Source organism: Protofrankia sp. Cj3 (assembly GCF_917627355.1).
Classification (GTDB): Bacteria; Actinomycetota; Actinomycetes; order Frankiales; family Frankiaceae; genus Protofrankia.
Genome location: NZ_CAKJTR010000001.1, coordinates 84,668 through 85,813 on the forward strand (window position 1 = coordinate 84,668; position 1,146 = coordinate 85,813).

Below are 1,146 nucleotides of genomic sequence, written 5' to 3' on the forward strand. Positions count from 1 at the left end.
CCCCCTTCAACCGCAGCAGACTGCGCACCGTCGTCGTGGTGGCCGTGACGAGGAATCTGCGGCTGGCCGCGATGCCGGGCAACGTTGTTCCTGCCGGCGGCCGTGACCGGCATCCCGAAGGACTCGGTGGCCAATGTCACCCAGGTCGCCACCCTCGACCGCGCCGACCTCGAGAGCCGGGTCGGCGAGATCCCCGCGTGGCTGGTCGCCGACGTAGAGCGAGGGCTGCGCCGGGTCCTGGTGCTGTAGCGACAAAAGATCATCCCGTGCGCCGGCTTCGCGGCCGATATCCGGGACGGACATGCGAAATCAGATCCGGTGGTAGACCCCGTGACGGTGGGCGACAGGGACAACGAGGCCGAGCAGGACGTCGTCATGCACCTCGTAGATCACACGATAGTCGGCGACACATTGGCTGGAAGGACATGCCGAAAATGATCAAGAAACTGCATCCACCCCAGAAGATCCTTATATCGAACGCGACAGTTACAGGTAATGTGATCCACTGTGACTTCGATACCCGAGCCGGTGGCTACTGATCAGATTGCCAGGTGGGCATCCGAGGGCGAATCTGATCACCAGGAATTCAAGGAGTCGACGGGCCAGCGAACGGCGGCAGCCCGCACGCTATGTGGGATGGTAAACCTGCACGGCGGTCGGGTGCTGTTCGGTGTCCGTCCAGACGGCCACATCGTGGGTCAGCAGGTCACCGACGAAACGCTGGAGAAACTTCATGCGGCGCTGGCGCCGTTTGATCCCGAGATCATGCCGACCATGGAGAGAGTAACCGTCGCGGAAGGCCGGGAAGTAATCGTGGTGGCAGTCCCACAGGGCCGGTATCGGCCTTACCGGTACAAAGGTGTCGCCTACAAGAGAATCGGCGCGGTCACGGCCGTCATGTCCCGTGAAGAGTACGAGCGGCTGTTCCTCGAACAGATGCACACATCCGACCGGTGGGAGATCGAGCCAGCCGCTCTGGCACCCGACGACCTCGACCACGCGGAAATCGCACGGGCGCTCGACGATGCGGTCCGCCGGGGGCGGGTCAGCGAACCGCTCAGCCGTGACCCCCTCGACCTGCTGCGCGGCCTCGGCCTGGTCAAGGGTGAACGCATCCTCAACGCTGGTGCGGTCCTATTCGCCAGG

2 protein-coding genes are annotated in these 1,146 nt (G+C 63.8%); both read left to right on the top strand.

Going from position 1 to position 1,146, the window contains the following annotated elements:
• Positions 1 to 84: 84 nt before the first annotated feature.
• Positions 85 to 249, top strand: coding sequence for a type II toxin-antitoxin system PemK/MazF family toxin (locus MJ783_RS00420; RefSeq protein WP_305039467.1), 165 nt, complete (start codon positions 85 to 87; stop codon positions 247 to 249).
• Between the two features lie 279 nt (positions 250 to 528).
• Positions 529 to 1,146, top strand: a 618-nt coding sequence (locus tag MJ783_RS00425; RefSeq protein ID WP_239307882.1) for a helix-turn-helix domain-containing protein, incomplete at its 3' end; no start/stop codon positions are given.